The sequence below is a fragment of the Nitrospirota bacterium genome (assembly GCA_016212185.1).
Classification (GTDB): domain Bacteria; phylum Nitrospirota; class Thermodesulfovibrionia; order UBA6902; family DSMQ01; genus JACRGX01.
This window is the reverse complement of record JACRGX010000065.1, coordinates 1-26,257: the sequence shown is the minus strand read 5'-3', so window position 1 is coordinate 26,257 and position 26,257 is coordinate 1. Positions and strand designations below refer to the sequence as shown.

24 protein-coding genes and 2 tRNA genes are annotated in these 26,257 nt (G+C 42.2%); 12 read left to right on the top strand and 14 right to left on the bottom strand.

What is annotated here, in order from left to right; genetic code table 11:
* The first annotated feature begins 283 nt into the window (after nt 1-283).
* The 3 genes from fabD to HZA10_07635 all read left to right on the top strand — a co-directional run bounded on the left by fabD (nt 284) and on the right by HZA10_07635 (nt 3,927).
* Nucleotides 284-1,216 carry an ACP S-malonyltransferase gene (fabD, locus tag HZA10_07645; GenBank protein ID MBI5196179.1) on the top strand — a complete coding sequence of 311 codons (933 nt, stop codon included), beginning with the start codon at nt 284-286 and terminating at the stop codon, nt 1,214-1,216.
* A gap of 291 nt (nt 1,217-1,507) precedes the next feature.
* Nucleotides 1,508-1,894, top strand: a complete 387-nt coding sequence (locus HZA10_07640) for a hypothetical protein (GenBank protein MBI5196178.1) — start codon at nt 1,508-1,510, stop codon at nt 1,892-1,894.
* A gap of 32 nt (nt 1,895-1,926) precedes the next feature.
* Nucleotides 1,927-3,927, top strand: a complete 2,001-nt coding sequence (locus tag HZA10_07635; GenBank protein MBI5196177.1) for a hypothetical protein — start codon at nt 1,927-1,929, stop codon at nt 3,925-3,927.
* A 60-nt stretch (nt 3,928-3,987) separates the two neighbouring features.
* On the opposite strand, the gene HZA10_07630 is transcribed toward HZA10_07635, so the two are convergent.
* Complete coding sequence (locus tag HZA10_07630) at nt 3,988-4,788, bottom strand: hypothetical protein (protein MBI5196176.1); 801 nt, start codon at nt 4,786-4,788, stop codon at nt 3,988-3,990.
* Between the two features lie 164 nt (nt 4,789-4,952).
* On the opposite strand from HZA10_07630, the gene HZA10_07625 reads away from it, so the two are divergent.
* From HZA10_07625 to HZA10_07610, 4 genes are read left to right on the top strand one after another with little or no spacing between them, the layout of a single operon-like run.
* On the top strand, nt 4,953-5,531 hold the full coding sequence (locus HZA10_07625; protein MBI5196175.1) for an RNA polymerase sigma factor: 579 nt from the start codon (nt 4,953-4,955) through the stop codon (nt 5,529-5,531).
* Complete coding sequence (locus HZA10_07620) at nt 5,521-5,982, top strand: hypothetical protein (protein MBI5196174.1); 462 nt, start codon at nt 5,521-5,523, stop codon at nt 5,980-5,982. The genes HZA10_07625 and HZA10_07620 overlap by 11 nt, the downstream gene beginning before the upstream one ends.
* Complete coding sequence (locus tag HZA10_07615) at nt 5,969-6,223, top strand: hypothetical protein (protein ID MBI5196173.1); 255 nt, start codon at nt 5,969-5,971, stop codon at nt 6,221-6,223. Before HZA10_07620 ends, HZA10_07615 begins: the two co-directional genes overlap by 14 nt.
* The gene (locus tag HZA10_07610) at nt 6,210-6,629 is read left to right on the top strand and encodes a DUF3106 domain-containing protein (GenBank protein MBI5196172.1); all 420 of its coding nucleotides are present in this window, start codon (nt 6,210-6,212) and stop codon (nt 6,627-6,629) included. The genes HZA10_07615 and HZA10_07610 overlap by 14 nt, the downstream gene beginning before the upstream one ends.
* Here HZA10_07610 and HZA10_07605 read toward each other — a convergent pair whose 3' ends face one another.
* Both HZA10_07605 and HZA10_07600 read right to left on the bottom strand, forming a co-directional pair.
* Complete coding sequence (locus tag HZA10_07605; protein ID MBI5196171.1) at nt 6,630-7,943, bottom strand: amidohydrolase family protein; 1,314 nt, start codon at nt 7,941-7,943, stop codon at nt 6,630-6,632.
* 248 nt (nt 7,944-8,191) lie between these two features.
* Complete coding sequence (locus tag HZA10_07600) at nt 8,192-9,205, bottom strand: aspartate-semialdehyde dehydrogenase (protein MBI5196170.1); 1,014 nt, start codon at nt 9,203-9,205, stop codon at nt 8,192-8,194.
* Nucleotides 9,206-9,624: 419 nt separating this feature from the next.
* On the opposite strand from HZA10_07600, the gene HZA10_07595 reads away from it, so the two are divergent.
* Nucleotides 9,625-9,963 carry a pentapeptide repeat-containing protein gene (locus HZA10_07595; protein MBI5196169.1) on the top strand — a complete coding sequence of 113 codons (339 nt, stop codon included), beginning with the start codon at nt 9,625-9,627 and terminating at the stop codon, nt 9,961-9,963.
* A gap of 157 nt (nt 9,964-10,120) precedes the next feature.
* On the opposite strand, the gene HZA10_07590 is transcribed toward HZA10_07595, so the two are convergent.
* From HZA10_07590 to mutS, 4 genes are all read right to left on the bottom strand, one after another.
* The gene (locus HZA10_07590; protein ID MBI5196168.1) at nt 10,121-11,191 is read right to left on the bottom strand and encodes a 3-isopropylmalate dehydrogenase; all 1,071 of its coding nucleotides are present in this window, start codon (nt 11,189-11,191) and stop codon (nt 10,121-10,123) included.
* A gap of 63 nt (nt 11,192-11,254) precedes the next feature.
* Nucleotides 11,255-11,330, bottom strand: a tRNA-Glu gene (locus tag HZA10_07585).
* Nucleotide 11,331: 1 nt separating this feature from the next.
* Nucleotides 11,332-11,402 (bottom strand) — tRNA-Gln (locus HZA10_07580).
* Between the two features lie 168 nt (nt 11,403-11,570).
* Nucleotides 11,571-14,186, bottom strand: a complete 2,616-nt coding sequence (mutS, locus tag HZA10_07575) for a DNA mismatch repair protein MutS (protein MBI5196167.1) — start codon at nt 14,184-14,186, stop codon at nt 11,571-11,573.
* A gap of 157 nt (nt 14,187-14,343) precedes the next feature.
* Here mutS and HZA10_07570 point away from each other — a divergent pair, with 157 nt between their 5' ends.
* Together HZA10_07570 and HZA10_07565 are read left to right on the top strand one after the other, a co-directional pair.
* Nucleotides 14,344-15,117 carry a thioredoxin domain-containing protein gene (locus HZA10_07570; protein MBI5196166.1) on the top strand — a complete coding sequence of 258 codons (774 nt, stop codon included), beginning with the start codon at nt 14,344-14,346 and terminating at the stop codon, nt 15,115-15,117.
* Nucleotides 15,118-15,142: 25 nt separating this feature from the next.
* A complete protein-coding gene (locus HZA10_07565; protein ID MBI5196165.1) occupies nt 15,143-17,410 on the top strand; it encodes a tetratricopeptide repeat protein in 2,268 nt (755 codons plus the stop codon).
* Between the two features lie 24 nt (nt 17,411-17,434).
* Here HZA10_07565 and HZA10_07560 read toward each other — a convergent pair whose 3' ends face one another.
* From HZA10_07560 to pgeF, 6 genes are all read right to left on the bottom strand, one after another.
* Entirely contained in the window at nt 17,435-17,920 is a 486-nt protein-coding gene (locus tag HZA10_07560; GenBank protein ID MBI5196164.1) for an HIT domain-containing protein, read from the bottom strand.
* Between the two features lie 96 nt (nt 17,921-18,016).
* Nucleotides 18,017-18,637 (bottom strand): uracil-DNA glycosylase, encoded by a 621-nt coding sequence (locus HZA10_07555; protein MBI5196163.1) that lies wholly within the window; start codon nt 18,635-18,637, stop codon nt 18,017-18,019.
* Nucleotides 18,638-18,791: 154 nt separating this feature from the next.
* Nucleotides 18,792-19,640: an NAD(+)/NADH kinase gene (locus HZA10_07550; protein MBI5196162.1), complete on the bottom strand. Its 849-nt coding sequence runs from the start codon at nt 19,638-19,640 to the stop codon at nt 18,792-18,794.
* A gap of 126 nt (nt 19,641-19,766) precedes the next feature.
* Nucleotides 19,767-20,183 (bottom strand): tRNA (adenosine(37)-N6)-threonylcarbamoyltransferase complex ATPase subunit type 1 TsaE, encoded by a 417-nt coding sequence (tsaE, locus tag HZA10_07545; GenBank protein ID MBI5196161.1) that lies wholly within the window; start codon nt 20,181-20,183, stop codon nt 19,767-19,769.
* Complete coding sequence (locus HZA10_07540; protein ID MBI5196160.1) at nt 20,173-20,625, bottom strand: CBS domain-containing protein; 453 nt, start codon at nt 20,623-20,625, stop codon at nt 20,173-20,175. The genes tsaE and HZA10_07540 overlap by 11 nt, the downstream gene beginning before the upstream one ends.
* A gap of 136 nt (nt 20,626-20,761) precedes the next feature.
* Nucleotides 20,762-21,439 (bottom strand): peptidoglycan editing factor PgeF, encoded by a 678-nt coding sequence (pgeF, locus tag HZA10_07535; protein ID MBI5196159.1) that lies wholly within the window; start codon nt 21,437-21,439, stop codon nt 20,762-20,764.
* Nucleotides 21,440-21,580: 141 nt separating this feature from the next.
* Here pgeF and HZA10_07530 point away from each other — a divergent pair, with 141 nt between their 5' ends.
* Complete coding sequence (locus HZA10_07530) at nt 21,581-23,608, top strand: tetratricopeptide repeat protein (GenBank protein ID MBI5196158.1); 2,028 nt, start codon at nt 21,581-21,583, stop codon at nt 23,606-23,608.
* 28 nt (nt 23,609-23,636) lie between these two features.
* Here the strand turns inward: HZA10_07530 and HZA10_07525 are convergent, their stop codons facing one another.
* A complete protein-coding gene (locus HZA10_07525) occupies nt 23,637-25,433 on the bottom strand; it encodes a type II/IV secretion system protein (protein ID MBI5196157.1) in 1,797 nt (598 codons plus the stop codon).
* A gap of 126 nt (nt 25,434-25,559) precedes the next feature.
* Between HZA10_07525 and HZA10_07520 the strand changes: the two genes are divergently transcribed.
* The coding region (locus tag HZA10_07520; protein ID MBI5196156.1) for a hypothetical protein at nt 25,560-26,257 on the top strand (698 nt) is incomplete at its 3' end.

Genomic DNA, 26,257 nt, shown 5'->3' with positions numbered 1-26,257 from the left:
ATCTCAAATGCCAAAAATACCGCTATGCCTGCTCATATAAATCTTTTTGTGTTCATCTCAAGCCCTCCTTTTAAAAATATTATAGCACTAACATCTTTAAAAATTTATAAAATGTGACCCTTCAGTTTATAGTGTTCATTTGTTGATTTTCACTTGATATTAAGTTTATATTATTTTACAGTAATATCATTCAAACCACTTATGGGGCACTCCCTAACAAAATCTTTAGAATAAGTTTGTTTTCCTATAAAATTTACAGGCAAAACAAGGTGCAGGAGGGAATATGAAAATCGCTTTTGTTTTTCCCGGTCAAGGATCACAGCATGTCGGAATGGGAAAAGACCTTTATGAAAATTTCGGCGAAGTTAAGCAAATATATAAAGAAGCCTCTGATGCGCTTGGCTATGATATTGCAGGACTGAGCTTTAACGGCCCTCAAGATGAGATTTATAAGACCTTCAGGACCCAGCCGTGCCTTCTGACTGCAAGCTTTGCGGCATTCAAAGTCCTCTCTTCAAAAAACATAACTCCGTTCTGCGTGTCCGGCCACAGCCTCGGCGAATATTCTGCTGTAGTTGCATCCGGGGTTATTCCGTTTAAAGATGCTGTAAAGATTACTGAAAAAAGAGGGCAGTTCATGCAGGACGCAGTGCCTGAAGGCAAAGGGCTTATGGCAGCCATACTCGGGCTTGAAAGAAGCGAGTTGGAAAATGTGTGCCGGTCAGTCAGTTCGGGTTATGTTGCTCCTGCAAACTACAATTGCCCGGGACAGATTGTGATTGCAGGCGAAAAACCTGCGGTTGAAGAGGCAATAGAGCTGTCAAAAGAGGCAGGCGCCAAGAGGGCTGTCGTGCTTCCGGTATCAGTGCCTTCTCACTGCAAACTTATGTCAGACGCCGCCAACAGATTAGCTGAACTGTTAAACAATACTCAGTTCCAACCGCCTAAAGTGCCTATTGTAAATAATGCAGATGCAGTTTTTTTAAATTCCCCTGAGGAGATTAAAGCATCTCTTATTAAACAGCTTAACCACCCGCTTCTGTGGGATGATTCCATAAGGCTCATGATTAAAAATGAAGTAAACACATTTATTGAAGTCGGCCCCGGCAAAATCCTTTCCGCCATTATCAGGAAAATAGACAAAGAAGCGAGAGTGCTTAATGTTGAGGATACTAAAAGCCTTGAAGAGACGTTAAATAGTATAGGCTCCGGATAATATCTCTAAGCGTTTAAAGCGTTTTGGTTAGTGTCAATTGCTTTTACGTCCCAGTTACATAATTGCACCATAACACTTATGTAATATTTACATAGTGTCCTGCATATAAACAATCTGCCTGTCTTCACCAACTATCTGAAATTTATATATTTTTTAATATCCATTATACGTTATTGCTATTTTTAGACCTGGCATGATTTTTGATATAACTAAAAATAAAGGATAATATTTTTCATAAAGTTATGTAAATTTTCTTTGCAATATAAAATAATTTCAGGGGGGGCAGAAGGCATGAAAGGCAGATTATTTATTTCCTGTATCTCAGTTCTATGTTCAATCTTATTTTTTCAGGGATGCAATAATTCAAAATCATCCTCAATAAAATTTCAGTCAGAGTATCAGGTTGTATTCCTTGACAACGGACAGGCATTCTTTGGAAAGCTTGAGGGCGCCGGCTCATCATATCCGGTTTTAAAAGATGTTTATTATGTCCAGAGTCAGACAAATCCGGAGACCAAGCAGGTAAACAGCATTCTTATCAAGAGGGGCAAGGAATGGCATGGCCCTGACATAATGTATCTGAATGCAAAACACATAGTTTTAATAGAGCCGGTATCGTCTGACTCAAGGGTGGCACAGTTGATTAAAGCAGATGCAGAGACTCAGGAAACAAAATAGATAAACAAACAACATTTAAAGGCGGTGATTTTATGAAGTGTTTAAAAATTCATAGGGCAAAAAGTTTTTTTACAGAAGTGTTTTCTACCGTAGTCGTATTACTGTGTTTTGCAGGCAGTGTGCCTGCCGCACAGGTTGATGCTGTCTGGGATGGAGGTGGAGGCACAAATTACTGGAATACAGCCACCAACTGGGACCCGAATGTTATTCCTAATAATGGAACGGATACGTACAATGTCTTTATCGGCGGCTTATATCTGCCTGACTACACCGTGTCTTTGAACACAAATCCTACCATTGACAATCTGACCGTTGATACAGGCGACAGCCTCACTGTCAATAATAACTCTCACTTATACATTGCAGGTGGTGCGTCAGCCGGCGCCATTACCAACAACGGGACCATGTCACTGAACGGGTCCACTACTTACACGGACTTATACTTGAATGGGAACAGCACTATTACAGGCACTGGGATTCTAAATCTTAGCAACTATGCAAACAATCGGATTACCGGTGCATCTGGCGCTGTATTGACAAATGATACCAATCATACCATACAGGGCTCTGGACAGTTAGGCAATAACATTTTAGGAATTACCAACAACGGCACAATTATTGCCAATCAGAGCACTGCATTGACCATTAACCCTGGCAGCGCCGGGGTTACTAACAACGGCATTATGCGGGCGAATGGCGGGACACTCTCTCTATATAGTGGCACATTCACCAACAACAATATCATTGAGGCATTAAACGGCTATGAAGTTCAACTTAATGCCGCTACCATAGTTGGAGGGAATTTAAATACCAGCGGCGGCAGTAAAATCAGGAATACAAGCGCAGCATACTTAAACGGGATTACCTTAAATGGAGATTTTTTAGCAAATAACGGGACAGATACCTATCTTTATGCCGGCGCCATTACCAACAACGGGACCATGTCACTGAACGGGTCCACTACTTACACGGACTTATACTTGTATGGGAACAGCACTATTACAGGCACAGGGATTCTAAATCTTAGCAACTATGCAAACAATCGGATTACCGGCGCATCCGGCGCTGTATTGACAAATGATACCAATCATACCATACAGGGTTCTGGACAGTTAGGCGATAACATTTTAGGGATTACTAACAACGGCACAATTATTGCCAATCAGAGCACTGCATTGCTCATTAACCCTGGCAGCGCCGGGGTTACTAACAACGGCACATTCAGGGCAAACAGCGGCAGCACACTTACAGTAAATGATACCCTTACAAACCTTGCAGGCAATACACTGACAGGAGGGACATATTATGTTACTGGTACAATGCGTCTGCCAGGCGCAATCAATATCAATGCTGCCTCTATTATTCTTGATGGAACAAGTTCAAACCTCTACAACGGTACATCAGGCACAAACAATGCCCTTGCGAATCTTAATACAAACAACGGCAGTTTCAGCATCCTGAATGACAGGGATTTCACAACAGCAGGGAATCTGACAAATTCAGGTGCAATAATAGTCGGCGATAACAGTATCTTAAAAATAAACAGCACAGGCACAGGGATGCTGACATCAAGCGGAAGCATTTCCGGCACAGGGACAATAAACGGTGATGTGGTAAACAGCGGAAGCGTAATGCCGGGTTTATCTCCGGACATGTTAACAGTGGACGGTAATTACACAATGGATTCCTCTGCATCCCTTCTAATTGAACTTGCAGGGTTAACGCAGGGGACAGAGTATGATATGTTAAATGTAACGGGCAGCGCCTATCTTGCAGGGGCATTGTCAGTTGATTTGCTTAACGGATTTACTCCAACCCTCGGCAACAGTTTTACTATCCTGTCAGCGAACAATATCTACGGGACGTTTAACACCTATAATCTGCCGGCATTAGGAAACGGAATGGGATGGGATGTGGCATACAATGCAAATAATGTAAGCCTGATGGTAACGCCCGAGCCCATGTCGGCGATTTTATTCCTCTCAGGGGCCTCGGTCTTTGCCGTGAGGAGATTCAGAAGGGCAAAACATTAAAGATTCAAATTACAGAGTGTCAGAGTTATAAATCTCTGACACTCTATATTCTTATTCCCCTTACCTGCGCGGTTTGTGCTCTCTCTGCCGGTCTTGCCTATGACGGGGCATGTCTTTCCTGTCCCTCATATTTCCTCTTCGGTCCCGAATATCTTCTCTCCTGTCCTTTATATCTTCCTTACGGTCTTTTACATCTTCCTTCCTATCTCTGGCGTCTTCTTTCCTATCACGGACATCCTCGCGCCGGTCCCTGATGTCTTCCTGTTTATCCCTTCTAATATTATTCTGCAGTCTATCTATCTGACCTTGCAGCCTTGCCTGCTCTTGGGGGTCTGTGGTATTTGCCAGTTGATTCTGCAAGTTGCTAAGCTGTTCTGCCTTTATCTTATCATCTTTTCTATCTATAATATCCTCTCTTCTATCCTGTACATCTTCGCGCCTGTCCTTGATATCTTCCCTGCGGTCTTTCATCTCTTCGCGTTTGTCGCGAATGTCTTCTTTTTTGTCTTTAATCTTTTCAAGCGCTTCTTTTTTTGACGCAGGCTTACTTTGTTTCATTTGCCATTCCCTCTGGGACTTTGCCTCCTCAACGCTTATAACACCATCGTTGTTCCTGTCTGCATGCTGAAACATCTTCTTATTGTCGTAATAACTATTCATTCTCGGGTCTGCAGCGATTTCATTTTTATCAAGGACGCCATCCTGGTTTGTATCAATGCTTCTTAAGTTCTCAACTGCATAAGGCTCGGAGCTTACATTTTCCCCCTGGGTTTCGCCTGCTGAATCTGCCGCAAATGCCGGCATTGACCAGATTAGCAAAAGCCCTAAAATCATTGTTAAAACCACAATCTGCTTTTTCATTTTACTCCTCCTTTTCAATTCTTAAGATTATCTGGTTTATTAGAGCAAGTTTTACAGGAAAAGTTTACCATAAGTTAATAAAAAAATTTTAGTTTTAAAAATCAATGTCTTGCGAAGCGCACAGCATATAATGTAAACTTTTTCAGTTAAACATGACTCTAAATATGATGAAAAGCCTCACAGACAAAGAACTTGTAGAAAGGCTTAAAGCTGATGATACTAATGCCTTTGAGGAGCTTGTTGAAAGGTATAAAAAGATGGGTTTTTCATTAGCTTATAATATGTCAGGCAGCATTGAAGATGCGCAGGACATATCGCAGGAGGCCTTTGTAATAGTCCATTCACAGATACATAAATTCAGGGGGGAAAGCAGTTTTAAGACATGGTTCTACAGAATTATCGTAAATCTGTGCAGAAGGCATTACAGGAAAAACAGGTTTGCCTCATTTATTTCACTTAATTTTTTTACTAAAGAAGGAGAAGAAAAGACAATAGATGCAGCAGCGGAAACTACGCCTGAGGATGAACTCTCAACCAAACAGCTCGGCTCTGCGATTAAAAACGCAGTTAAAAACCTGCCGGTGAAACAGCAGGAAGTTTTTGTAATGAAACATTTTAACGGCATGAAAATCAGTGAAATATCCGAGATACTCGGATGCGCAGAGGGCACTGTCAAATCGCATCTGTTCAGGGCCGTTAAGGAACTTCAGGAAAAGTTAAAGGGGTTTTATAATGCAGTGTAAAGAGGTCCAAAAAGAACTGGTGAATTATTATTACAATGAGGCGGGTAATGTTCTTAAGTCTGCAGTGGATGAACACCTTGGATATTGTGATAATTGTGCGTCTTCGCTGGAAAAGCTTAAGAAAACACTTAATGGGATTAAGATTAAAGAGCCTGCCCTCCCGGATGCCTTTTGGAAACGGTACAGTCAGAAAGTTTATAAAAAAATTGACAGTAAAAAACCGCATCGGGAAAGAACGTCATGGCTGTTCCGGCTGCCAAGGCTCATCCCGGCAGCTGCAATAGCAATGGCGCTGCTTGCTGTTTTTTGGGGCGGCATCAAATTTTATGAGTCAAAACAGGAAAATACATTCATTTCCCAGAATTACGACTTTATAAAAAATCTTGACTTATTTGAAGAGTACGAGATATTACAAAACCTTCAGGAGATAGCGGTTGTTGAAAAAACATGAGGTTATATGCGCTTGTATTTTTATTTTTATTGTTTTATTGAGCGGCGCTAATGCATCTGGTGAAAAACAAGATGCAAAAGAAGTTGAAGAGGAAATTATAAAGGTTCTTGATATGCTTGAAGATTATGACCTTTTGATAAACATGGACCTATATGAAGATAAGGAAAAAACAAATGACACGCAAACCATCAATCCAAACACCGAAGAAAAAGCTAAAAGGGGAAACAGTGAAAAAAATTAATTTAATCATAATTTATATTACCTGCTTTTTCTTTCTTGCAATCCTGCCTCTGCGAGCTGAGCAACCTGATGATAATTACCAGGAAAATCTGAAGAAATGGCAGCAGATGACTCCTGAGGAACACGAAAAAATCAAGGAACGGTTTCAGGAATGGAAAAAACTGCCTGACAGCGAAAAAGCGGCGGTAAGAAAAAACTACCAGCGGTTTAAAGCCCTTTCACCAGAGGAAAGGGAAAAGATAAAAAATAAATACACAAAATTCAAACAACTGCCTCCTGAGGAAAAGCATAAGATCATGGAAAATTATAAACGATGGAAAAGCCTCAGGCCCGAAAAGAGAGAAGAAATAAGAGAACGCTACAGACAGCAGAGGCAGATGCCTCCTCAGCGCCGACAGAAACGCTAATCAGCCTTTGATCTTCTTCTGCCACACCTGTGCCTTGCCGATTATATCTTCTTCATCCATTGTCGTAAGCCTTCTGTTTTCAACTACGACCCTGCCGTTAACCATCACTGTCAAGATATCCGAAGGCCTCATGCAATATACAATGTGGGAATATATATCGTAAATCGGCACTAAATGAGGCTGTCTGAGGTCTGCAATAAACAGGTCTGCTAGTTTGCCGGGCTTAAGTGTGCCGGTTTTTTCGCCGAGCCCTAAAATCTCAGCGCCCCATCCGGTTGCCATTAAAAGAGCCGTTTTGCTGTCAACAATAGTCGGGTCGCCGGAAACAGCCTTGTGCACCTTAGCAGCAGTAGACAGTTCACCTAAAATGCTAAGATCGTTGTTGCTTGCAGCGCCGTCCGTGCCGAGCGCAACTCTTACCCCTGCTTTAATCATCTTAGGCACAGGCGCAAAACCTGACGCAAGTTTAAGATTGCTTTCAATGCAGTGCGCAACGCCCACTTTCCTTTCCGCAAGTATTTCAATTTCTTTATCGGTCAGCCACACACAATGCGCAGCAAACATGCGTTTTGAAAGAACGCCGAGACTTTCTAAATATTCCACCGGAGTTTGGCCGTAGCGTTTTTGTATCTCGGCAACTTCCCAAGCGGTCTCAGCAACATGGGTATGTATCGGAACTCTGTATTTTTCAGAAAGTTCATCTGCCCTCTTCAGCGTGTCAGGACCGCAGGTATAGGTTGCGTGAGGGGCAATAAAAGGAGTTATCAATTCACTGCCCTTCCAGTCCTTGATAAATTCCTCGGCATTTCTGAAATAATCGTCAGGGGTCTGCGCATAACCTGAAGGGAAGTCAATAACGCCTGCGCCAAGCACGCCTCTCATTCCTATTTTCTCAAGTTTCCTGCCTGCGGCATCTTCATAAAAATACATGTCTGCATATGTTGTAACCCCTGCCTTTAACATTTCAAGGCAGGCCAGTTCAACAGCATCGGATACAAACTCAGGACTCATCCACTTCGCCTCGGCAGGCCAGATGTGCTTTTCAAGCCACTCCTGAAGCGGCAGGTCATCGGCAAGCCCCCTGAAATAAACCATCGGGGCATGCGTGTGGGTATTGATTAACCCCGGGGCAACAACTTTGTTTGCGCCGCCGATTGTTTTTCCGGCAGTATATTTTTTTGAAATATCGGCATATGCACCGACATCTGTAATGTTCCTGCCTGCTACTGCAACAGCGCCGTCCCGTATGACAGGAAGCCCGTCCTCCATCGGAAGCACATAATCACCGCGTATAATGAAATCAACTTTTCCCATAATGCTCCTCTTCCTCAATATTCCCCTCTTTAAAAGTGGCGAATAAGGCATATATGTCTGAAAAACTTTAAGGCAACACCTTAATGTCATGCTGCCTTTTATAAATAGTTCAAAAGCAATTACTTAAAACCCTTGCAGCATGACTGATAATACTCTTGGTTGCATGCTTAAAGTTTTGAGGGCATGTATGCCTTTAATTTCAAATCCAAAATCCAAATGACAAATCAATAAAGGCATATGCGCCTTTGTCATTCAATCAGTTTTTCCGCAATCTGCACAGCATTAAGCGCCGCGCCTTTTCTTAAATTATCCGAAACCACCCACAAGTTGATGCCGTTTTCAACAGAATGGTCCTCCCTTATCCTTCCTACATATACTGCATCTTTTCCGGCGGCGTCAACAGGAAGGGGATAAAGGTTTTTCTCAGGGGCATCGTAAATAACAATGCCCGGCGCTTTTGAAAGCAGCGTCCTTGCCTCATTCGCCGATAATTTTCTCTCAGTCTCAATGTTAACTGACTCAGAATGCCCCCTGAAGACAGGCACCCGTACGGTAGTTGCCGTAAGCCTTATTGAATCATCCCCCATAATCTTCTTGGTCTCATTTACCATCTTAATCTCTTCTTTTGTATAACCGTCTTCCATAAACTTATCAATATGGGGAAGGCAGTTAAAAGCTATCTGATGCGGATAGACAACCGGCTTTATCTCCTTGAAATTAAGCATGTCCGAGGACTGCTGCAGGAGCTCCTCCATGGCCCTTTTGCCTGTGCCTGAGACAGACTGGAATGTGGTCACAACCACCCTCTTGATTTTAACCGCATCATGAATGGGCTTCATGACAACAACCATTTGGATTGTTGAACAGTTTGGATTTGCAATTATCCCCTTATGCCACTTTAAATCATGGGGGTTGACCTCAGGCACCACAAGCGGCACACCGGGATCCATCCTCCATGCGCTTGAATTGTCAATGACAACACAGCCTGCCTTAACCGCAAAGGGAGCAAAGTGAAGGCTCCGCTCTGCTCCGGCAGAAAACAGGGCGATGTCTATCCCTGCAAAAACCTTTTCACTCAGTATTTCCACAAGCACTGCCTTGTCATTGAATTCAATAGTCTTGCCTTCTGAACGCTCCGAGGCAAAAAGCCTCAGTTTTTCAACCGGGAACTTCCTTCCCTCAAGGATTGAAACCATTTCATTTCCAACCGCGCCCGTTGCTCCAACAACCGCAACAACATATTTCTTTTTTTTCTTCAGCATCTGTATGACCTTTCTTAATAAAAATTAAATTTTACTTCATATATTACAATGGTTTTTCTAATGTTACCGTCCCTGTAAAATGTTCTATGAAGTCGGCTGCCGTAGCATCGGCGGCGTACTCCAGTTCTTCTTTTAAAATTTCTCCATCGTTAGCTGTGAATTCTCTCAAGGTGTATTTCCTCTTAAAATCGCCTCCCCTGTAAGTAAATGATTTTTCCCAGAGGACCTTGCCGTAAGGGTCCTTCAGTGTTGCCTTTGTACTGCTTGAAAGCTCCATATCAACAGTATCAATTGAAATACGATACACCTTAAATTCAAGCACGGCATTTTCAAACTCAATCTCTTCTTCCTCAGGCGGCAATGACACAAAAGATTCCTCAAGCAGTAATGGCATAAAAAATTCATAAGTTGGACGCTCTATCATCGGTTCTTCCTTTACATATACTTCCTTCGCAGGTGCCTTCTTCAAAGGTGCCTTCTTCACAAATACTTCTTTTACAGGCTCTTCTTCAATGCTCATCTCAGGCCAATTAGGGATGTTCTTAAGCGCGCGTCTTACAAATTTTTCTAATACCAGTTTGCCAAAATCCGGACGGGGAATTTCATTCCCTATCCGCTGTATTGACGCCAGGGTTCCCACCGCTGTTCCCACTCCCGGGAACAGCAGAGTTCCGATGCTCGCACTAAAAATGGTGCATTCAGCGCTTGATACCCTAATGCCTCCCGGTGTTTTAAATCTCACCACTTTTAAATACTGACTGGTAGTCAGATTCTTCTTGGCAAGCGGCACATTCTTAGAGGCTGTTGTGCATCCTAAAAAAGAAAGAATGGCAATCAAAGCTGTCAGCCGTATAGTTGTTTTTCTCATTTTTATAATTGTCATTATCCCCGAAGACAATGACATCTATGCATTTGCTAAGAAAGTTCTACCGCATATTTTGCAACAAGATCTCCTGTTTCAGCCGTCGTGTGTCCCATCTGACCTGCCGCAAGGCTTTTAATATGTTTTGCAGTGACAGTCATGACAGCCTGCTCAATGCATTTACTTGCTTTTTCCTCGCCCAAATGCTCAAGCATCATGCCCCCTGCGCATATGGCGGCAAGCGGATTAATTACATTCATTCCTTTATATTTAGGCGCAGAGCCTCCTATCGGCTCAAACATGGACACGCCCTGAGGATTTATATTCCCTCCGGCCGCAATACCCATCCCGCCCTGAATCATTGCGCCCAAATCAGTGATTATGTCGCCGAACATATTGTCTGTTACAATAACATCAAACCACTCGGGGTTTTTGACAAACCACATGGTTATCGCATCCACATGTGCATAGTCAGGTTTTACATCCGGATATTCCTTTGCAACCTCATAAAAGGTCCTCTCCCATAAATCAAAGGCAAACGTCAGGACATTTGTCTTTCCGCAAAGGGTAAGCTTGTTCGCCTTGTTCCTCTTCCTGCAATATTCAAAGGCATAGCGGATACAGCGCTCAACGCCTTTTCTGGTGTTAATTGACTCCTGCACCGCTACTTCGTCAGGCGTCCCTTTTTTAAGCACACCGCCCGCGCCCGCATAAAGCCCTTCGGTATTCTCCCTCACAACGACGAAATCTATATGCTCGGGTTTTTTGTCCTTAAGCGGACAGTCCACGCCGGGATAAAGTTTTACCGGTCTTAAATTAATATACTGGTCCAGCTCAAACCTGAGCCTGAGGAGAATGCCCTTTTCAAGCACACCGGGTTTTACGTCAGGGTGTCCGATTGCGCCGAGATAAATAGCGTCATATTTCTTAAGCTCTTCAATTGCGTCCGGAGGAAGCGTCTCGCCTGTTTTTAAATACCTCTCGCCGCCGAAATCAAAATAGTTTAGATTCAGTTTAAATCCGTATTTGTGCGATACGGCATTTAAGACCTTCACTCCCTCTGCGATAACCTCCGGACCCGTGCCGTCGCCCGGGACCACTGCAATGTTATAAGTCTTAGGCATTTAACCTCCTTACTTCTGTTTTTAACTATACACTGTTCACTGATTACTGTTCACTGTCTTTAATGGCGGTCCCAACGGGTTTCGAACCCGTGTTTCAGCCTTGAGAGGGCCACGTCCTAGGCCGCTAGACGATGGGACCACTGGGGAGAGAGGATTCGAACCCCTATAAGCAGATCCAGAGTCTGCCGTCCTGCCATTGGACGACTCCCCAAAAAAACGACAGTAACAAGTTACAAGTTAAGAGTTATTAGTGAACAAATAAAAAACAGCGTTTATAGCGTCTATTCCTCTGGCTTTTCACTTTTAACTCTTAATTTTTAACTCTCAACTCGTAATTGCTGTTATAACATTATAGGATACAAAACCGTCTGAGTTATAGTCAATTGCCCTGCGCTTTTTCCGCGCCTTTTTCCGACAGTTTTCTACGCATCTCATAGAGTTTATTCAATGCCTCAATCGGCGACATGCTCATAATATCCAGCCCTAAGAGCTCCTTTATCACGGGGTCTGCCTGCGTGGTGAAAAGGTCCAGTTGTCCGCCCTTTGGTTTCTCTGCAGGGGAATCTGCAGAATAGGCAATCTTCGGTGCGCCGAGTTCATTAAGCTCTGCCTTTTCAAGATTTGAAAGAACTTCTTTTGCGCGTTTTATTACATCATCGGGAAGCCCTGCAAGTCTCGCAACCTGTATGCCGTAACTCTTGTCGGCAGGTCCCTCTTCAATTTTTCTTAAAAATATTATTTCATCGCCCCACTCTTTAACGGCAACATTCAGGTTCTTAATTCCCTCAAGGCAGAGCGCAAGTTCTGTGAGTTCATGGTAATGAGTTGCAAAAAGCGTCCTTGCCTTCAGGTTCTTAGCGATGTATTCGGCAGTTGCCCATGCAATGCTTATACCGTCAAAAGTGCTGGTCCCCCTTCCAACTTCATCAAGCAGGATAAGGCTCTTTTGGGTTGCATTGTTTATGATATTTGCCGTTTCAATCATTTCAATCATAAAAGTGCTTTGACCTTTGGTTATTACATCCGATGCGCCTATGCGTGTAAATATCCTGTCAACAATCCCTATCCTGGCCTCTTTCGCAGGCACAAAACTGCCTGTCTGTGCCAGTAAAACTATGAGAGCAACCTGCCTCATATATGTTGATTTGCCTGCCATGTTCGGGCCTGTGATGATTAAAATATTGTTTGCGAATGTATCAAGCATTGCGTCGTTCGGGATAAACCTGTCGCTTATCGCCAGCCTTTCAAGCACAGGATGCCGGCCCTCGGAAATCCGGATAATGTCGCCGCTGTCAACCACAGGCCTTACATAATTATATTTGGCCGCAATGCGTGCAAAACCGGACAGGGCGTCCAGTTCTGCAATTGCAGAAGCAGTCTTTTGAATCCTTTCAGTTTCTTTCAGAATCTCAGCCCTTAGTTTTATGAAAATTTCATATTCAAGATTTTTAAGCCTTTCTTCCGCGCCCAAAACCTTTGATTCATATTCTTTGAGTTCAGGCGTTATAAAACGCTCGCCGTTTGCAATCGTCTGTTTTCTTATATAATCAGGCGGGACCTGCGGGAGGTTCGGTTTTGTAACTTCAATAAAATAACCAAAGACCCTGTTATAGCCTATTTTTAATGATGATATGCCTGTGCGCTCCTTCTCTCTTGTTTCAAGCGAGGCAAGGAAATCCTTTCCGCTTGAACTAATCTGCCTCAGTTCGTCAACCTCAGGGCTGAATTCCTGCCTTATCAGGCCTCCGTCTTTCAGGCTGAGAGGAGGATTTCCGGCAATGGATTTTTCAATAAGCGCTTCTATGTCTGAAAGTTCATCAATTTGCCCTTGCAGAAATTTAATACGCCTGTCTCCGCTGTCTCTGAGCAAGCCCTTAAGTCCTGGCAGGAGTTTCAGTGAATTCTTAAGCGCTGTCAGGTCCCTTGCATTAGCGCTTTCGTTGTCCATCCTGGATGATAAGCGCTCAATATCTGATATATCTTTTAAAATCCCCTGAATTTTAGAAAGCAGCGCTGAATCATCATAAAGAGAACCAACTGAATCCTGCCTTTCCCATATTTTTTCAGCGTTAAGCAGGGGATTAAGAAGCCAGGTCCTCAGAAGCCTTGCGCCCATCGGCGTAAGCGTCTCATCAATAACCCAGAGCAGACTGCCTTCCTTTGCGTCATCTTTAATATTTTTTATAAGCTCCAGGTTTTTCTGCGTGGCGGCGTCAAGCAGCATGTGCGAATCGCGCTTGAGGACTTTTATCTTTTTAAATCCGAGAGCTCCTTTCTGTGTACCCTCAAGATAATTAAGAAGAGCGCCGGCCGCTGAAACAGCCACGACCATGCCCTCAACGCCATAACCGTCAAGAGAGCCTACTTTGAAGTGTTTTAAAAGCGCCCTGTACGCCTCAATATAATCGTAATACCAGTCCTCATACGGGGTAGTGTAATAACCGTTAAGCCATTCCTGAATGGAGGGATTGTGCTTAAAACTCAGGGGGTAAAGCACTTCCTTAGGCTCAAACCTCACTATCTCGTCATTAAGATTATTGCAGGATTCGTAAATCTGGAACTCTCCGGTCGTTATATCGGCGGCGGCAAAACCAAAAATATTTTCCTTCTGAAAAATACTCAGTATGTAATTGTTTTCCTTCGGACTCTCGGGTTGAAAGGTCCCGGGAGTCACAACCCTGACAACCTCCCTCCTCACTATCCCCTTTGCATCTTTCGGGTCTTCCACCTGCTCGCAGATTGCAACCTTATGTCCGCTTTTTATTAATTTTGCGATATAGGTTTCTGCAGTAAAATGCGGCACGCCGCACATCGGAACGGCGTCTTCTTTGCCCCGGTCCCTCGTTGTCAGGGCAATCTGAAGAATTTTTGACGCTGTCACTGCATCCTGCCCGAACATCTCATAAAAATCACCGAGGCGGAAAAATACAATAGAATCGGGATGATTCTGTTTTACCTCGTGATATTGCCTCATTAAAGGGGTTAGTTCTGACATAAAAATCTAAAATTAAAGAATCTTAAGAATATACCATAATAACTGTCATAATAAAAGAGTTTGAAATAACTGCTCAACTCAGAATACAATTTGCTAAAATTTTTCTTTTGTGTTATTTTTAACAAATTAAATTCTACAACTTAACAGGAGGACTGAAATGAAACGCTTTACAAAACTGACATTATCCATGCTTGCAATGATTGTTTTTGCAGCCTTTACAAGTAACGGGGTTTTTGCAGGGACTCAACCCGCTCAAAAAGCTCAAAAAGAAGAAAAGAAGGCATCCCCCGACATACAGAATACGCTTAAGGAAATCCAGAAAACACAAAAAGAAATCCTCCTGAAACTTGATGCCCTTGAAAAGAAAGTCTCAAGTCCTGCACAACCTGCAAGGCCCGCTGTTGATTTCAGTAAAGTTTATACCATTCCCATCGGAAATTCACCTGTAAAAGGCGACAAGAATGCGCCTGTTACCATTACAGAGTTTTCTGATTTCCAGTGTCCTTACTGCGCCCAGCTTGAGCCCACTTTAAACGATGTTCTAAAGGCTTATCCAAAAGAGGTTAAGCTGGTTTTTAAACAATATCCGTTGCCTTTCCACCCTCATGCAAAAAATGCGACTAAGGCGAGTCTCGCAGCTTTTGAACAGGGCAAATTCTGGGAAATGCACGACCTTATCTTTGCAAATTTCACCAAGCTTGGCGAAGACAAATTCAAGGAATTCGCAGCACAGCTCGGGCTGAATATGGAAAAATTTAATACTGACTATTCCAGCAGTAAATATGACGCACAGATACAGCAGGACATAACACTCGGCAATAACGTTGGAGTAACAGGCACGCCCACTCTTTTTATAAATGGGAAGAGGATGCAGGGCAGGTCACTTGATGATTTTAAGGCGACAATTGACAGTGAGCTGAAAAAGAAATAGGGTTGGCAAGTGTTGTATTATCTCAATGGAAAATGCAGAAGAAGCATGTAATGTTACTACGTCTAATAAAATAAGTCTTCTGCATAAACCAACCGTTCATATTTTATTAATTGTCATCATTGGACTGATTGCATACTCCAAGACCTTCCATGTACCTTTTTATTTTGATGATATAAACAATATTGTCAAAAATTCTTTTATTAAGGACCTCCGGTATTTCACAGAACCCTCAAAAGCAAAAACAGCAGGGGCAAAGGGTATTGAGTATTATGCCTTTAAATATGATGGCTTTAAAAACCGTTTCATAGGCTTCCTCACTTTTGCATTGAACTACAAGCTGCATGGTCTTAATGTCACAGGCTATCACATCGTTAATCTTGCAATTCATCTTCTGAACGCCCTGCTTATCTACCGGCTTGTCCTTCTTACATTTCAAACGCCGTATTTCAGGTGTCAAAGTGTCAAAGTATCAGAGTGTCAGAGTGGTGGAGTGTCAGAAAGTCAAAGCTTTGATACTTTGATACTTGGATACTCTGATACTAAGTTTGTTGCCTTGTTTTCAAGTCTGCTCTTTGTCTCCCATCCCATCCAGACACAGGCAGTTACCTATATAATCCAGAGGCTTACATCCCTTTCAACACTCTTTTATCTCCTGAGCCTTGTGATGTATGTGAAATTCAAAATTCAGAACACAGACAAGAGGCAAAAAATCTTTAGTCTGTCATCTGTGTTCTGGTATCTGACATCTGTCCTTTCTGCTGTTCTTGCCATGAAGACTAAGGAGATTGCATTCACCCTTCCGATAATCATAACGCTTTATGAAATTTTCTTTTTTAACCCTAAACTTAAAACCCAAAACCCTGAACTCGAAACTCTAAACTCGCAGACTAAAGCCTGCGGCTACATATCACGCCTTACCCCTTACGCCTTACGTTTTCTCTATCTAACCCCCTTTCTCCTTACCCTGCTTATCATTCCTATTTCTCATATCGGAGCTCCACAGTCTGCCGGAGATTTAATAGGCGAAGTATCAGAGACAGTAAGGGTTCAGACAACAATGTCAAGAGTGGACTATCTTTTTACTCAGTTCAGGGTGATTATCACATATATAAGGCTTTTATTTTTGCCGGTAAATCAAAATCTTGATTATGACTATCCGGTATATCATTCATTTTTTGAGCCGAATGTATTTTTGTCGTTTCTGTTTTTATTATCTATTTTGGGGCTCGGGGTTTATCTGTTTTATTATTCAAAAACCAAACAACAAACCTCGGATACGCAGGCTGAAGCCCCGTATCAAGTACGGGGCAGGCTCTGCGGCTACACATCATGCCTTACCCCTCACGTCTTACGTCTCACCGCCTTTGGAGTTTTCTGGTTCTTTATAACCTTGTCTGTTGAGTCAAGTGTTATTCCTATTGTGGACGTAATTTTTGAACACAGACTATATCTGCCATCAGTCGGTGCGTTCATTGCAATAATAACTCTTATATTTTTTATGACAAAAAGCTTAAAAAACAAATGGCACCTGATAAATAACATAATCACCACAGGACTTACGTTAATCATTATTACATTTACCTGGGCTACTTATTCAAGAAATACTGTATGGCAAGATGAAATAGTGCTATGGGAAAATGTGATAAAAAAGAGCCCGAATAAGGCAAGAGGTTATAATGAATTGGGGATAGCTTATATGAACAGAGAAATATTTGATAAAGCTACTTCCAAATTTCAAATAGCCATAGAATTAGATCCACATTTTACAGATGCACTTCATAATCTTGCAACTGTTTACAGTAAAATAAATATGTTTGCCGTGGCAATTGAAATGTATAACAAAGTTTTAAATGAAAAACCGGATTTATTCTACATCTACAATAATCTCGGAGTCATTTATTTTAAACTAGGGCAATTTGATAAAGCCTTCGAAAATTATACAAAAGCAATCACCATAAATCCCTATTTTGCAGAACCTTACAATAATCGTGGAATTATCTATGCCAGAATAAAAAAATATATAAATGCCATTGAAGATTATACAAAAGCAATTACCCTGGATCCAACACTCGTAGAGTCTTATACAAACCGCGGGAATTCATACGATGAAGAAGGCCTCCCTGATAAGGCTCTTAATGACTATACTGCAGCAATTACTATAAATCCGAAATATGCTGATGCCTATTTTAATCGCGGCGTTACCTATTTCCATCTTGGTAATACTGCAAGTGCGATGTCAGACTTCCAAAAATCTTGTGATTTGGGAATTAAAAAGGGATGTGAGGCATTATGAACTATTTCAAAAAGCAAACTACTCCTACTTGAAGAATTTTCTTAGTTTGTCGTAGGTTTTTCTCAGGTGCTCGGGCATCACCCTTATTTCCGAAATTATGGGCATGCTGTCAGTATCGCCCGCCCATCGCGGGACCACGTGAATGTGCATATGCTGTTCCATGCCGGCGCCCGCAACCTTGCCAAAATTAAGCCCCATGTTAAAACCATCGGGGCTCAGCGCCTTTATTAGAATACCTACTGATTTTTCCACAGTCTTTATCAAATCAAAAAGAGCCTTGTCTGAAAGACCGTCAAAGGTTGGTGTATGAAAATAGGGGACCACCATCAGATGTCCGCCGTTATAAGGATAGCGGTTTAAAATCACAAAGCAGTGTTTCCCCCTGTGCAGAATTAAATTTTTTTTGTCATTTCGTTTTTCCTGTTTTATAAAATCGCAGAAAAGGCAGCCCTTGTGTTTTTCATCGGATAAGATATATTCCATTCTCCACGGCGCCCACAGCCTCTTCATAACTCTCCTCAAAAAATCATTTAAAATTTATCATTGCAAAATTAGCAGTTATCATTAATTGATAATTGATCATTGATAAATGTTAATTGCTAATTATTATTTCTTCAGTTTCTCCATCACCTTCTGCGCATCACCCCATGTCAGCCATTTATCCTTTGGGTTCCTGAGCAAATACGCAGGATGAAATGTCGGCATCACGGGAATACCGTCGTATTCATAAAATCTACCCCTTAATTTGCTTATCGGGGTTTTTGTATTAAGAAGGTTCTGCGCTGAAATCCTTCCAAGCGCAATAATAACCTTCGGATTGATTATACTTGCCTGTTCCTGAACAAAAGGCATACACGAATTAATTTCGTCTTCCTCCGGGTCCCTGTTCATCGGAGGCCTGCACTTTACAATATTAGCTATGTAAACGTCTTCGCGCCTTAAACCCATTTTCACGATAAGGTTGGTAAGAACCGTTCCTGCCTCGCCGACAAAAGGTCTTGCCTGAAGGTCTTCTTCCCTGCCGGGTCCTTCTCCAATAAACATAAGTTCAGACTCAGGATTGCCCTCGCCAAAGACAATGTTTGTCCTGCCGCTTGAAAGCTTGCACCGTTTGCAGTCTCCAATTTCCTCCCTCAATGTCTTAAGGGCAGAGTCCTTATCGGGTAACGGATAAATCCCCCCTTGCCCCCCTTTGTCAAAGGGGGGATGGGGGGATTTATCCTGCATTTCAAATCCAGAATCTTGCAAATTGTAACTTGCAACTGTCTTTAGAGGCAGATACTCAAATCCAATCTCCCGATAAAACTCAAGCGCCTTTCTTAGTTTGGTTAGGGTTTTTTTTTCGCTGTCAACTGTTAACTGTTCACTGTTCACTATCTTTTCACCGTTCCCCCCACTTCAGTTTTGTCCTCAAGACCTCAAAATAATCCCTGTCCGAGAGGCGGATGAATTTTGTCTTATACCCTGCCTTCCTGACCTTCACTGTATCTTTGACCTTTAGCGGAAAACCAACCTGTCCGTCAAGCGTAAGATAAACTTCATCCCCCATTTTTATAGAGACCTCTAAAATAAATTTATCAGGCAGGACAATCGGTCTGTTTGTAAGAGTATGCGGACATATAGGAGTTACAACAAACGCCCCGAGTGTAGGATATAAAATAGGCCCGCCGGCCGAAAGCGAATGGGCGGTTGAGCCGGTAGGCGTTGAGATTATCAGTCCATCAGCCTTTAGGGTTGTGACATCCCTGCGGTCCACACGGGCGTCAAACTCAATCATCCTTGCAAGGGCGCTTTTATGTATTACAACATCATTAAGGGCGCCTGCCTTAAAAACCTGTTTCCCCCGCCGGTCCACACGGGCGGAAAGCATTATGCGTTCTTCTAAACTGTACTTACCGGATGCGATTTTATTAATTGCGTCAGGAATCTCATTTAGGGTAATTTCAGTAATAAACCCGAGTCCTCCGAGATTGACGCCAAGTATCGGAATCTCCCTGCCGCCGATTAATCCTGCCGCATGTAAAAGAGTGCCGTCTCCGCCCAAGACAATTATCATTTCTGCGTGCGCAGGGATCTCATTGCGCGGATAACCCTTTATCCTCAGGTCTGCGGCTAATTCAGGCTCAACAAAAACTTCAAATCCTTTTTTCCATAAAGACTTCACAGCGCCCCTGACTGCATTTACAGCCCCGGGCATCCCTTTCTTTGTTATTATGCCGACCTTTTTCATATTAAAACCACAGAAAAAACAAAACTGAATTTAGCCACAGATTAACACAGATTTTTTTATTTCCTCATTTTTTAATTTTATCTTTAATTTAAATTTAAGTTTTCTCTGCGTTCTCTGTGGTAAACTTTACAAGTCAACCCCCTCTATTAAAATATCCCTTTCATTTTCTCCCGCATAATTAATCCTGACCTTTATACATCCTTCAGGGATTTCCTCCCCTGCCCTCTCAGCCCATTCAACAACTGATACGCCTTTGCCAAGGTATTCATCAAGCCCGAGTTCCCCTGCCCTTTCAGTCTCCACTCTGTAAAGATCTATGTGATAAAAAGGCGTTGCCCCTTTATATTCGGCAATGATTGTAAAACTTGCGCTTGTTATATCGCGTTCGTCTATCCCAAAGGCAGAAGCTATGCCTTTAACCATCGTTGTCTTGCCTGAGCCGAGCTCTCCGTATAAACAAACGACATCTCCTGTCTGAAGCTGTCTTCCAACCCTTCTGCCGATTTCCCTTGTCTCTGTTTCGTTTCTGCTTTCAAGCTTCACGGGTCATAGCGCTGACTAAATCAGCCTTGCCTATAATTCCGACAACCACCTTATCCCTGACAACAGGTATCAGGTGAATATTTTTATCTGACATTATCGTGGCAATATCATCCATAGACGTTTCTTCCGTAATTGTAACGATATTTTTTGTGCAGATTTCACCGACTGTGGTAGCCGCCATTTTCCTGATTTCTCCTTCCAGCTTGCCGGAGCCGAGTACAATATAGGCGTCAAAAAGCCTTATTATTGTCGGAATATGGAGCCTTCTGTTCTGGCTTATGAGGTCATTTTCAGTGACAATGCCGATAAGTTTTTTCCCTTCGTCTACCACGGGCACGCCGCTGATTTTATGTTCTATCAGCAATCGCGCAAGCTCCTCAACTGTTGCTTCCGGCTTAACGGTAATAACATCCTTTGTCATCATATCTTTAGCCTTGAGCATCAATCCCTCCAATTAAATAGTTCAAACAGTTTAAACTGTTCAAATCGTTCAAACCATGTTGAACCATTTGAACAATGTTGAACGTCTTTATCTTTTTATTGAACCATGTTAAACAATATTAAACTGTTTAAACTATTTATATCATTCCTATAAATCCGCCCTGTCTTCCGGCGCGGTCTTTTGCATATCTGAAAGAATGGAATTTTGCAGGTTTGCAAAAAGTGCATTCTTCCGACTGCCAGATATTTTTCTCTAAAACGCCTGCCGCCAGAGCCTGAATCCTGTTTGCATTTGAAAGGTCAATTAAATATTTTTCATCTCGTTTGGAAAAATATCCGCCCTCTCCCGTTGCCATATGCACTGCATCCTTTACTTCATCTCCGACATTATAACAGCACTGCCTGATGCTCGGACCTATAGCGACCAAAATATCTTCTGCTGATGAGCCAAACTTCTCCTTCATGGCATTTATCGTCTTTTTCAAAATACCTGACGACGTTCCCCTCCACCCCGCATGGACGGCGCCGATTACCGACTTGCCTTCATCCAGCAAAAGTACAGGGACGCAGTCTGCAACCTGCACCCCGATTAATACGCCCTTCCTTTCTGTTAGTATAGCATCTGCAATCTGAGGTTTAAAATCATCTTCTAAAATCATTACACTGTCCGTATGCTTCTGCAAAGGCATGTAAATGGAATCCTCCGGAAAACCGCTTTCTTTCAGCGGCTCATAAAAGTTATTGCCCGTTGTCTTAGTCGTAAAAAAAGCCTTTACGCCGGAGCTTATAAAATTATGCGGCTTAATAAATTTCATGCCATCCGCCTTCATAGTCATTTTTTAAATAATACCACATTTTTACAGTTCTTTATTATACCGCCTAATTAAACGATTTTGGCGTAACACATTATAAAATATACATTGGAGGTTAAAAATTACAAATGTTATATTATTTCAATGAAAACCATAGAAGAGGCAGATAAGGTTAACATGCTTTATAAAATAAGTCTCCTGCATAAACCAATAGTTCATATTTTATTAATTGTCATAATCGCCCTGATTGCATACTCAAATACTTTTCATGTGCCATTTCAGTTTGATGATAAACCGTATATCGCTGAAAATTCGGCTATCAAAGACTTCCAGTATTTTATAGAGCCTTCAAAAATAGAGAAAATTAAATTGTCTTATCCCCTTTCTAATATTTTGGTTCAATATACTTTTAAAAAAAGGCTCATGGGCTCCCTTACCTTTGCTATTAATTATAAATTGCACGGCTTTAATGTTACAGGTTATCATATCTTTAATCTTTCAATCCATATCATCAATGCCTTGCTTGTCTATTGGTTTGTCCTGCTCACGTTTCAAACACCTTCTCTCCGAATGCTAAACTCTGAACACCGAACACACTTAATTGCCTTATTCTCAAGTTTGCTCTTTGTCTCACATCCGATACAGACTCAGGCAGTTACTTATATCACACAGCGATTTGCGTCCCTTGCGACGCTCTTTTATCTCCTGAGTATGGTGATGTATGTGAAGTTCAGAACACAGAACCTGCCTAGCGGACAGGCAGGCACAGAGCACAGAGCACAGAGCACAGACAAGAGGCAAAAAACCTTTAGTCTGTCATCGGTGTTCTGGTATCTGGGCTCTGTCCTCTCGGCTGTCCTTGCCATGAAGACAAAGGAAATCGCATTTACACTTCCTGTTGTTATTATTCTCTTTGAGTTTATGTTCTTTGATAATCTACGATCCACAAAAGAAATTACGAAAAAATTGCTATATCTTACTCCTTTAATTCTCACAATTTTGATAATACCACTAAGCCTTATACCAAAAGGAAATACTATGGAAAATATAGATGAAGCTACGAGAGCCCTTTCAACTATGTCACGGTGGGATTATTTATTTACTCAATTCAGAGTAACTGTTACTTACATAAGGTTATTGTTTCTGCCGATAAACCAGAATCTTGATTATGATTATCCGATATACAACTCATTTCTAAATCCGAATGTGTTTTTGTCATTTTTGTTTCTATTGTCTGTCTTCGGACTCGGGGTTTATCTGTTTTATTATTCAAAAAAATATTCAACCTTCATCCTTCATCCTTCATCCTTACGCCTCACCGCCTTCGGCATTTTCTGGTTCTTCATAACACTGTCTGTTGAGTCAAGTATAATACCCACACAAGATATAATTTTTGAGCATAGGTTGTATTTGTCATCTATAGGCGTCTTTGTTGCAATAATAACTTCTATATTTATTATCACTGCCAAACTGCAAAGAAAATGGGAAACAATGAACAAGGGCATAGTCTTATTATTTATAGTAATTATTATTAGTCTTGCCGGCACTACTTATTCCAGAAACACCGTATGGAGCGACGAGATTAGGCTATGGGAAGATGTAGTGAAAAAAAGCCCTAATAAGGCAAGGGGGCATATCAATTTGGGACTTGCATATGATTCTAATAATTTAACAGATAAAGCAATAGAACATTTACAAACCGCCCTGAAATTAAACCCTGATTCTTTAGAAGCACATATTGATCTTGGCAAAATTTACGATGCTAATAATTTACCAGACAAAGCGATAGAACATTTACAAACTGCCCTGAAACTGAATCCCGATTCTTCAGAGGCATATAATAATCTCGGTCTTGTCTATGCCAAGAAAGGAGAGTTTGACGTGGCAGTTGAATTATATAACAAGGCAATTGCTTTGAATCCTTATCATTTTACCTCTTACGTCGGTCGCGGCAATGTTTATGATGATAAAAATCAGCCTGATAAAGCAATTGAAGATTACAATAAGGCAATCAGTTTAAATCCTGATTATGCTACGGCGTATCTTGAGCGAGGGATTACTTATATGCGCATCGGCAAATTAGGATTGGCAATATTAGATTTCCAGAGGGCTTGTGATATGAGGGACAATGATGCATGCGCGCAGTTAGGACATGCTTTAGAAAAAAAGTAAAGCTGTTCCACCAGTTTTAATATTTATGTCATACTGAAATGCCTGTCACCCTTATAATCTCGTCAAATGTGGTCACGCCTTTAAACATTATCTCCACGGCGCATTCCCTGAGGGTCTTAAAACCTTCAACCCTTGCAATCTGCCTGATTTTGGCAGGCGCCGCCTTTTCCTCAATGGCGCCCCTTATCTTTTCCGTTATCTCCAGGACCTCAAAAATTCCGGCCCGTCCGAGATAGCCCGTGCCCCTGCACTGCGGACATCCGGCGCCGATTGAGACCTTCGCATTTTTCGTCCTGTCGTAATTTATACCAAGCATCCTGCACTCATTTTCCGAGAGGTGATACTGTTCCACACAGTGCCTGCATACGGTCCTTACAAGCCTCTGCGCCACTACGCCAATAAGAGTGGAATTAATCAGAAAAGGCTGGATGCCGAGGTCCAAAAGTCTTGTGACAGAGCCCGGGGCGTCGTTGGTGTGAAGCGTGGAGAGCACAAGATGCCCTGTAAGCGCAGACTGAATGGCATTGTCCGCCGTCTCAAAATCTCTTATCTCGCCGACCATGATTATGTCCGGGTCCTGCCTGAGAATCGTCCTCAAACTGCTTGCAAAGGTAACGCCTATCTGCGGTTGTATGGAAGTCTGGTTAAAATCCTCGTGTATCATTTCAATAGGGTCTTCTATGGTGACAAGGTTTACGTCGGACGTTGAAAGAGTCTTTAACGCAGAGTAAAGGGTCGTTGTCTTGCCGCTTCCGGTGGGACCGGTAACAAGAATAAGCCCGTTTGGAGATGCGACAAAAGACTTGAAAAGCGCAAGTTCCCTTTCCATAAAGCCGAGATTTTCAATGTCCTGCATTAAAATATTCGGGTCAAAAATTCTTATGACAACCTTCTCTCCGAATGCAACAGGCAGTGTTGATACGCGGAGTTCTATTTCTTTGCCGTCCTGCTCTGTCTTAATCCTGCCGTCCTGAGGCCTGCGTTTCTCTGCTATATCCATGCGGGACAGCATTTTGATGCGGGAGACAAACGCAGGATGCACCGCCTTCGGCATCTTGTGTATGCCGTGCAGCACCCCGTCAATCCTGAACCGTATAAGGCTGTGCTCCCGCTTAGGCTCTATGTGTATGTCCGAGGCCCGCTGCGAATAGGCATAATGCAGAAGATATTCAACGGCGTCAATAATATGCTGGTCCGAGGCTCCGAGATCTGAAACTGATTTTAATTTTACATACTGCTCAAGATTGCCGAGGTCTATCTGCGATGAAAGCTCGCCATGCGCGGCGGCAATGGAAGATTTGAAGCCGTAAAATTCTGTAATAATCCTCAGTATATCTGATTTTGTTGAAACAACAACATCTATGTCATAGCCCTTGGATTGTTTGATGCCGTCAATGCCGTCGCGTTCAAAAGGGTTTGACGTGGCAACGGTCAGAGTATTGCCTGAAAGCTTAACCGGCAAAAGCAGGTGTTTAACAGCATAAGGCCTTGAGACAATCTTTGTCGCCGCATCGGAATCAATCGTAAGGGGGTCAATCTTTAAAAACGGCATGTTGAGATGCCTCGCCATCTCCTTCATGACAGTCTCTTCCGAAATATACACAGAATCGCTGCCCGGCATTTTCAATTTCAATGAATCAATAATGTCAAAGATTGAAATGTCAGGCTGTATTCCCCTGCCGCGCTTCATGACTGCGCCCTTTGATTTAAGGAGACGGGCGCGAAACACATCTTCTTTTGACAGGATATCGTCCATCTGCTTTTTTGACAGAAGACCTGCCGACTGGAGGATTTTAAGGATGGTCTTTTTTGTTTTCTCATCCATGATAATTTCCTGGATAATACCACATTTTTACGGTTCTTTAAAATACTGCCTGACTAAACGATTTTGGCATGACACATTATAAAATATACATTGGAGGTTAAAAATTACAAATGTTATATTATCTCAATGAAAACTATAGAAGGGGTAGATAAGGTTAATACCCCTTATAAAATAACTCTCCTGCATAAACCAATAGTTCACATTTTATTAATTGTCATAATCGGTCTGATTGCATACTCAAATACTTTTTATGTGCCTTTTCAGTTTGATGATTATAACTATATTGTTGACAACCATAAATTAAGAGACCTCAGTAACTTCTGGTCGCCTACCGGGTCCAGATGGGCCGGGTTTTTGACATTTGCCTTGAACTATAAATTCGGAGGACTTAACGTTACAGACTACCACATAGTTAATATCATCATTCATATCCTTAATGCCTTGCTCGTTTACCGGCTTGTCCTTCTGACCTTTCAAACGCCGTATTTCAGGTGTCAAAGTGTCAAAGTATCAGAGTGTCAGAGTGGTGGAGTGTCAGAAAGTCAAAGCTTTGATACTTTGATACTTGGATACTCTGATACTAAGTTTGTTGCCTTATTTTCAAGTTTGCTCTTTGTCTCGCACCCAATTCAGACACAGGCAGTCACATATATCGTTCAAAGGTTTACATCCCTTGCAACGACGTTTTATCTCCTGAGTCTGGTGATGTATGTGAAATGGAGGCTCAAGTCAGAGCAGCAGAGCAATAGCACATCAGAACAGCAGGTTAAGAAAACTATTCTTGCACAATTACGCTGCCGCACTTCTGCGCTGCTGCTCTACTG